The organism is Psychrobacter aquaticus CMS 56, from assembly GCF_000471625.1.
In the GTDB taxonomy this organism is placed as follows: Bacteria; Pseudomonadota; Gammaproteobacteria; order Pseudomonadales; family Moraxellaceae; genus Psychrobacter; species Psychrobacter aquaticus.
Map to the genome: position 1 here is coordinate 527,801 of NZ_AUSW01000034.1, position 7,334 is coordinate 535,134.

Genomic DNA, 7,334 nt, shown 5'->3' on the forward strand with positions numbered 1-7,334 from the left:
CGACATGTCACGACTGTTGCATACTTTTATTTGATCTTGACGCCAACGCTACGTAAGAATTGGTTGATGTCCTTGTTCGCCCCGTAAATAACCAGCACGTCTTTATCTTTTAATATTTGCTCAGGTACAGCCAGTCCTTGAATGCTGGGTTTACTTTGAGTACGGCCAAAGCTATCTTCATAATACTCATAGCGCATGGTACTAAGCAATCGAATATTAAATTTTTGCTCCAACTGCAAACTGTCCACCGTTTGCCCAATCAAGGCGACTGGAATGCTAATCTCCACAATACTAAAGTGATCGCTTAGCTCAAATGAGTCCACAAAGTAACGAAGCGACAGCCTTTTTGCCCAGCGTTTGGCCGCTTCTTTTTCGGGGTGAATGAGATCATCAACGCCGATGGCTTGCAGTACTTTTTCGTGCAGAGGGTTAATACTACGACTGATCAAACGTTTTGCTTTTAGGGTTTTAAACAGCGCTGTTGCCATGACATTCTCGCCTTGGTCTTCGCCAATGGCCACGATGACTATGTCAGTATCGATAATCGGTAACCCTTTAACTGTATATTCATCGGTGGCATCCATACAAATGGTATGAGAAATCACCTCTTTATAAGCCTCGACCTTTTGCATACTGCTGTCAATGGCAATCACTTCATGACCTTGACGGGTCAATGCCATACCTAGCGATGAGCCAAAGTTCCCTAACCCTACGATAATATATTTCATGAGCATTTGCCTTTTTCAGTCGTTTTTTAAGTCGTTGTAATATATGGGCTGTATAACCAAATTCAGATAGCCAATTTGCCGCAATTTAGTTAATGGTGATCTCTTCAGTCGGATAACGATAATTGCGCGGACGCATGTTTTTGAGCAGCGCAATAAAAATCGTCAGCATACTCACGCGCCCAACGAACATAATAACCGAGACCACCATTTTACTGAAATCTGACAGCTCTGTTGTCAAGTTCAAGCTTAGCCCCACCGTGCTATAAGCCGAAAAACACTCAAACACCACCTTGATCAAATCAAGCTCTGGTTGGTCGTAACTGATGAGCGTCACCCCCGTACCGATGACCAACAATGACAACCACATAATAGAAAATGCACGGCGAATTGAGATATCCGCGATCTGCCGCTTGAACACTTCTACCTTGGTCTGTCCCCGTGCCAAACTCAACGTGTTCAACAGCGCAATAGCAAAGGTACTGGTTTTGATACCACCGCCCGTTGAGTTTGGCGACGCACCAATCCACATCAAAAATATCGTCAACATAATCGTCGGGAACGCAAGCTCACCCATATCAATGTTATTAAATCCGGCGGTTCTCGGCGTCGCACCCGTAAAAAACCCCGTTACCAGCTTACCAAAAAAGCTGGTATGGTCAGCGAGCACGTTATTATATTCAAAGATCATCACGCCGATAAAGCCACTTAGCAATAACGCGCCCGTCGTAATCAATGTAATACGGCTATTGATACTGAGCAGCCAAGGTTGATAGTCGCAGCGCTGGTCATTGCGGCGATAGATCAGCCGCTCAGCGCGATAACGCAAATAACGCAGTACATTGACCACGATGCTAAAACCCATACCGCCAAAGATAAAGGTAATGACAATAATCAGCTGAAGCGGATAATTAAAGCGTAAAGAGTCGTCATATAGTCCTGCGCTAAAAGTAGAAAATCCAGCATTACAGAACGCAGAAATGGCATGAAAAACGGCAAAAAACAGCTGCTCAGACCAGTCCATATCTGGTATATCATAAATACTGATATAAATTAGTGCGGCCGCCGCCGCCTCGACAGCAAACGTCACATACAAGATAGACTTGAGCGTCGATACCACATCGCCCATACCGCGCATGTACGACATCTCGCTAATGCTTGCTTGGGTCTCGTAACTGACGCCGCCCTTAAAAAAGTAACTAAAGTAAGTCACAAACGTCAAAATACCCAAGCCACCAATTTGTATCAATCCCATGATAATGACTTGCCCAAAGGTCGTAAAATAAGTGGCCGTATCCACCACAATAAGACCCGTCACACAGACAGCACTGGTCGCTGTAAAGAGCGCATCAACAAAGGACAACGGCTGCGTCGTGGCATTGGGCATCATCAGCAGTAATGCACCCACCAGTACCACGGACAAAAAGCTTAAGATAAAAAACTGGGCAGGGTTTAAAAAGGTGCGTTTGAGGTTAAAATCGTGGTCAGATATTTCACGAATGAAGGTGACAAAGACAGCGATCTTTATGGCAACATAACCATCGACCGATCCAGACAGCCCTGAGCGCACTAAGTCGGTAAAATGAGCCACCAGTAGAATGATAATCGCGATACTGGTAAACAAATCAAAAACCGCGACCTTATTTAAAGCCAGCGGTTTTTTGGTATAAATATAGCGTCCTGCTGTCAAAATGAAGCCCAAAAAGACAATGACCAAATAAAAAATATGAAAAATTTGTTGTAGCCATGTGGATAATGTAAAACCGCTGTCTAGTAAAGCAACAGCCACACCCACAACACTAATAAAAATCATAAAATTATTTAACAATCGATAATGCTTGGCTGCATTCATAGCCTTAATCCATGATGGAAATAACCACGGTATTTATACTCCCTTTTTGTACCATTCACAAAAACTGATTCTAGATAATCGTAACCAATTATGAAATACCTATGAGCCATGCCTATCCATCAAGCGCATAAAAACACTGTCTTCATGCTTCTTTCACTTAAAATCCAACTTATTGTCTGTCGACATTTTTACCCCGCCCCATGTCACCAGAGCCACACCAAGCGCTATCAATGATGCACCCAAAAACAAACCTGATGGCGGACTCTCTCCTTGCAAAAAAATAGCAACAGGCACACCAAACACTGCACCTACTGAGCCTAACAAACTCAATAAAACGGGGCCGCCCGTCTTTTGCAATAGAAACAACAATAAAAATTGACCCGCAAATACGCCTGCCTGTATGACAATCAAACTCAGCGGCAACCATTCTCCAAGCGGTACAGCGACCGAAAAATTGGGCACCGCACTAAAGGCAAACAGCAACAGCGCAGCCGCTATCAACATACCGGGCGCAAGCGCACTAGGAGACGCATTATCAGGCCAACGCAATGTGCGATATATATTGCCAATTGCCAACAGCACTGGGCCACAAAGCGCTATCAAAATCCAAAAAACACTGGCATCTGGCGCGGTAAATTTACGCAATGCCAGTACCCCTGCTCCCATAAGGGCCGCAGCGACGCCAACCGCACGCATGATAGTAAAGCGCTCCATCCGCAGCATTAGCGCCCCAAGGTAGGTCAACAGTGGCGGTAGTGAGATGATAAGCGCGACAAAACCTGCCCCAACATGAGGAATGGCGGAAAACAATAATAAGTTGGAACCCGCGACACTGATAAGGGCAGCGACAAAATAATACTCAAAGCTACGAGCGCTCAAAGGTGGTAATTCTTGTCTGATTAATGCCACGACCCACAAAATGAGGGCAGCACCTGTAATGGACCAAAAGAGAAAAGCGAGTGGCGTCATCCCTAGGTCACCCGCATATTTTGCCAAATTGGTGGAGATGCCTATCAACGCACCCCCAACCAACAGACAAACGAAAGGGACAAACCATGCGTGCTTACTGCAAAACACTTGTCGCTTTGAGGAGTCGCTCATCAACTATCCTATTGGCTGACCATAGTGGGTAATTACGTTTGTTAGGTACGTTTGTCGGGTACGTTTGTTAGGATTGGTGGTCATAGCAATTTTACTGAGTCAATTATGACGGTGGCTCAGTTATGGCAGTGGCTCAGTTATGGCAGTGGCTCAGTTATGGCAGTGGCCAAGATTATTCAGCCAACAACGTTGCCAGCAACTCGTCTATTTCAACTTTGAACTCTTTATCTTCAATCTTATTGGCAGTGATTTTGGCATTTTGTAGGTTTGTGATAGCCGCATCCGTGTCGCCCATTTCAATTTGTAGAACCGCCATCGAAAAAGCAATCGACGACATATGATCTTTTGAATTAATGGCAGTGGCTTTTGCTAGCGCTTTGTCATAAATGACCAACGCCTCGTCCAGATCTTCTGTAAAGTCCGCAAGCGTCTCCCACTGTTCGGGATGGTCTTTATCGGTGTTTTCGTTGTCGATACAGAGCGCTTTGAGTTCAGCATAAAACGCATCAAATGCCGCTTGATTGCCTTTGCGATCCGCTTCTAGTAGCTCTTCTGCTAACTTATAAATTGCCTTATATATCTTGGTATTGATCATTGCTCACAACCTTTTATATTACTTATTAAAGAGTATTTGTCATAAATGACGATAGGCTTAACGTGTTGCATAAAACTTGAACAGTCAGAGTCTGTCATTATGATAGACGAAACGATGGCTCTTAGCGCGTATTTTATTATCAATCACTCCAAGATTGTTTTATGTGAGAGCGGCCGCTTATAGACCATAGTCAAAATAATACCAGATATAAAAAAGCTCAGCAGTTTGCTCACTCTAGAGCAAAACAAAAAAAGCAAGACATAAGATGCCTTGCTTTTTTACTACTTCTTATCGTTTAAGTTTAGTGTTCAGGATGGGCGTGTTTATCGCAAGATGCTGGATGCCAATAAAACTCAGTTGCAAAGAACTCGTCATCGCGCATTCTGCCTTCATAACTATTGTCAAAGATGATTTTATATTGGCAAGTCTCTACGCTGTTGTTCGCACCGTGAAACTTAAGAATATAATCCCATTCGCGAGCGTTAAAGCCTTCACTAAAATGCGGCGTACCAATTAATTTATAAATCTCATCCTTAGTAGTCCCGACTCTAATCCTAGCAACGTCATCATGGCTGACAATGGTGCCGCCTTTTTGCCATGCCTTTTTTGCATCAGGAAACACTAAGTCATTGGCATCAACAGATCCATGCTGGGCACCAGGCGTCAAATGCCAACTCGGCATGATGTTTTTTTGGGTACAGCCGGTCACTGTGAATAGTAAAGCGGTCGTTGCTAATAAGCCGTAACGATAGACAGATTTTTTCATTATACATCCCTTAATATATTTTATGAGTAAGCTGACAGCGCTTGCTTATAGATGAAAGCGCTGTCATGAAATAACGTGGTTAAATTAGAAATGGAAGCCAGCACCAACTGCGCCGCCTGCATTCCCTTGAGTATCCGCTGTACCATTTGCCTTAATTACCCAGCGACCATTGTCAGATACTTTGGACACACCAATCGCAACTGCACTCTGACCATTATAGGTAGCGATACCACCACCAACCATTGACTTACCAGGGATGTAGGCTTGTGGTAGCGAAGACATTGCCATTGCCGCTGAAACACCAGCATTAGCATCATCTTCTACTTCATTAACTCTGTAACCTAACTCATTAACACTATTGCTAAGTCTGTTATCGAGTGCGTTTAACTGGCCAAGATTGACTGCATCATTGACTTTAATACCATCGGCAACGCCAGTGATGGTTTTACCGCCTGCATTGATACCTTCACTCGTCATGCTTGGACCGTCTTTGATAGTCACGCCCTTATTACTGACCGTGGTATTACCTGTAGTCACTGTATCAGCCGTGATGTTATCCACGCTAATATTTCCATTCAAGTCAAACTTGATACCACTGCTAGTAGTAGTTGTCGAGATGTTGTTACTGCCTTCAAACTTAATCGCAGTACCATCGCCTATTGACTTATTGATGTTGTTACCACTATCAGCACCGAAGCTTAGACCTGCATCAAGTCTATCAGTATTGGCTTTAATGTCTTCGCTATTGGCTTTTATATCTGCATTGGCTTGAGCATTGCCATTATTTACAGCAGCAATCGCATCATTAATGTTGCCTTTACCAGTCCCGCCAATATTGCTGGCTATTAGGTTGCCTTCTGCATCAAATGTGGCATCACCACCAATAATACTTGCGACATCACTTCCTAGATTGTGTAACTGACTGCCGTTGATAGCATCTGTACTACCAGCACTTACGTTGCCAGCTTTAACATTGGTTATCGTTGTGCCTGCAGCGCCGCCACCTAAAGTAACACTGCCTTTATTAACTGTACCATCAGCGTTTTTATCATACTGAACCGCAGCATTGCTGAGCGCTTCGTTGTTATTCTGCAGATTGTCACTGACGGCTCTCAACTGTGAGACGTTGACCGCATCAGAATCTGCCGTACCAGCGGCGACACCTGTGACTTGACGATAGATGCCGTTGTTAGCATCGCCTACAGCCACTGCACCTGTGGTACTGGTAGTAGCAGTAATAGCAGCATTACCAGCTGCACCAAAACCGATAATTCCTGCACCTGTTCTTGCTGCAGAACCAGTACCTAGAACCACTGATCCGCCAACTGTTGAGGTGACGTTGTTACCTAATACAAAAGTATCATTGCTGTTAATAGTGTTGTTATTACCCACAGAGTAGCTGTTGTCACCATTGATAATGCTTGGATCACCAAAAGCACCTGAGTTATTACCATTAACGATGTTACCAGTACCGATACTGATAGACTGACTACCCATAGCTTGAGCACCATCACCAATCGCAATAGATGATTGACCTGCTACCTGTGAGCCGTTACCAATAACAACTGAGCTTGTCGCAATGTTTGCTGCTTTGGTGTTATGACCTAATGCCACAGTGTTGTCAGCACCTGCTTCAATAATAGCGTTGACACCGATAGCAGTTGAGTTATTACCGCCAGCACTTGAGTCGTTGGTCATACCTAAATCACCTTTGGCGCTAACAGCATTGGTGTGAGCAAATTTCACACCTTCTGTGTTCATTCTTTGCACAGTTTCACTGATAGTTAGACGATCAGTGACGTTTTGACCTTCGACATTATAAGTTAAGAATAACGAATCCATATTACCGTTGTCTGTATTACGGTTAACGACTTGATCCGTTATATTAACCGTAATAGGATTGCCGTTCTGACCAGTGACTTCGACATTGGTGATATTTCGAGCAATCAAGCTGTCTAATTGACCCTTGTTGACAGCGTCAGCTGCACTAATACCGTTTGCCACATTAGACAATCTTGTACCACCACTCACAACAAAGTCTTTACCATCTTCATCTTGACCAATAACTGCTTGAGTACCTTTCAAGATGACGCGATCAAAATTAATACTCGTATCAGAGTTGCGCTCATACTGTACCGCACCTGCTGCCAAATCTGTTAAATCACCAAATACAGCATCTACCTGACCTTTAGTTGCAGCATCGGTTGCTGCTACACCGTCAGCTAAGTTAGTAATAACTTGGTTGCCCGCATTAATACCGTTTGTGGTCACACTTGGGCCACCAACGATCGTCAA

General features: G+C 44.0%; 6 protein-coding genes. All 6 read right to left on the minus strand.

Annotation, left to right across the window (positions count from 1 at the left end; translation table 11 throughout):
* Window positions 1–26: 26 nt before the first annotated feature.
* The 6 genes from M917_RS11780 to M917_RS11805 all read right to left on the minus strand — a co-directional run bounded on the left by M917_RS11780 (window position 27) and on the right by M917_RS11805 (window position 7,310).
* Complete coding sequence (locus M917_RS11780) at window positions 27–728, minus strand: potassium channel family protein (protein ID WP_021815084.1); 702 nt, start codon at window positions 726–728, stop codon at window positions 27–29.
* Window positions 729–813: 85 nt separating this feature from the next.
* Window positions 814–2,577: a TrkH family potassium uptake protein gene (locus M917_RS11785; protein WP_021815085.1), complete on the minus strand. Its 1,764-nt coding sequence runs from the start codon at window positions 2,575–2,577 to the stop codon at window positions 814–816.
* A 153-nt stretch (window positions 2,578–2,730) separates the two neighbouring features.
* The gene (locus tag M917_RS11790) at window positions 2,731–3,678 is read right to left on the minus strand and encodes a DMT family transporter (RefSeq protein WP_021815086.1); all 948 of its coding nucleotides are present in this window, start codon (window positions 3,676–3,678) and stop codon (window positions 2,731–2,733) included.
* A gap of 172 nt (window positions 3,679–3,850) precedes the next feature.
* Window positions 3,851–4,273 (minus strand): hypothetical protein, encoded by a 423-nt coding sequence (locus M917_RS11795; RefSeq protein WP_021815087.1) that lies wholly within the window; start codon window positions 4,271–4,273, stop codon window positions 3,851–3,853.
* Between the two features lie 301 nt (window positions 4,274–4,574).
* Window positions 4,575–5,039 (minus strand): outer membrane protein assembly factor BamE, encoded by a 465-nt coding sequence (locus M917_RS11800; protein ID WP_021815088.1) that lies wholly within the window; start codon window positions 5,037–5,039, stop codon window positions 4,575–4,577.
* An 84-nt stretch (window positions 5,040–5,123) separates the two neighbouring features.
* Window positions 5,124–7,310: a YadA family autotransporter adhesin gene (locus M917_RS11805; RefSeq protein WP_454557313.1), complete on the minus strand. Its 2,187-nt coding sequence runs from the start codon at window positions 7,308–7,310 to the stop codon at window positions 5,124–5,126.
* Window positions 7,311–7,334: the final 24 nt, after the last annotated feature.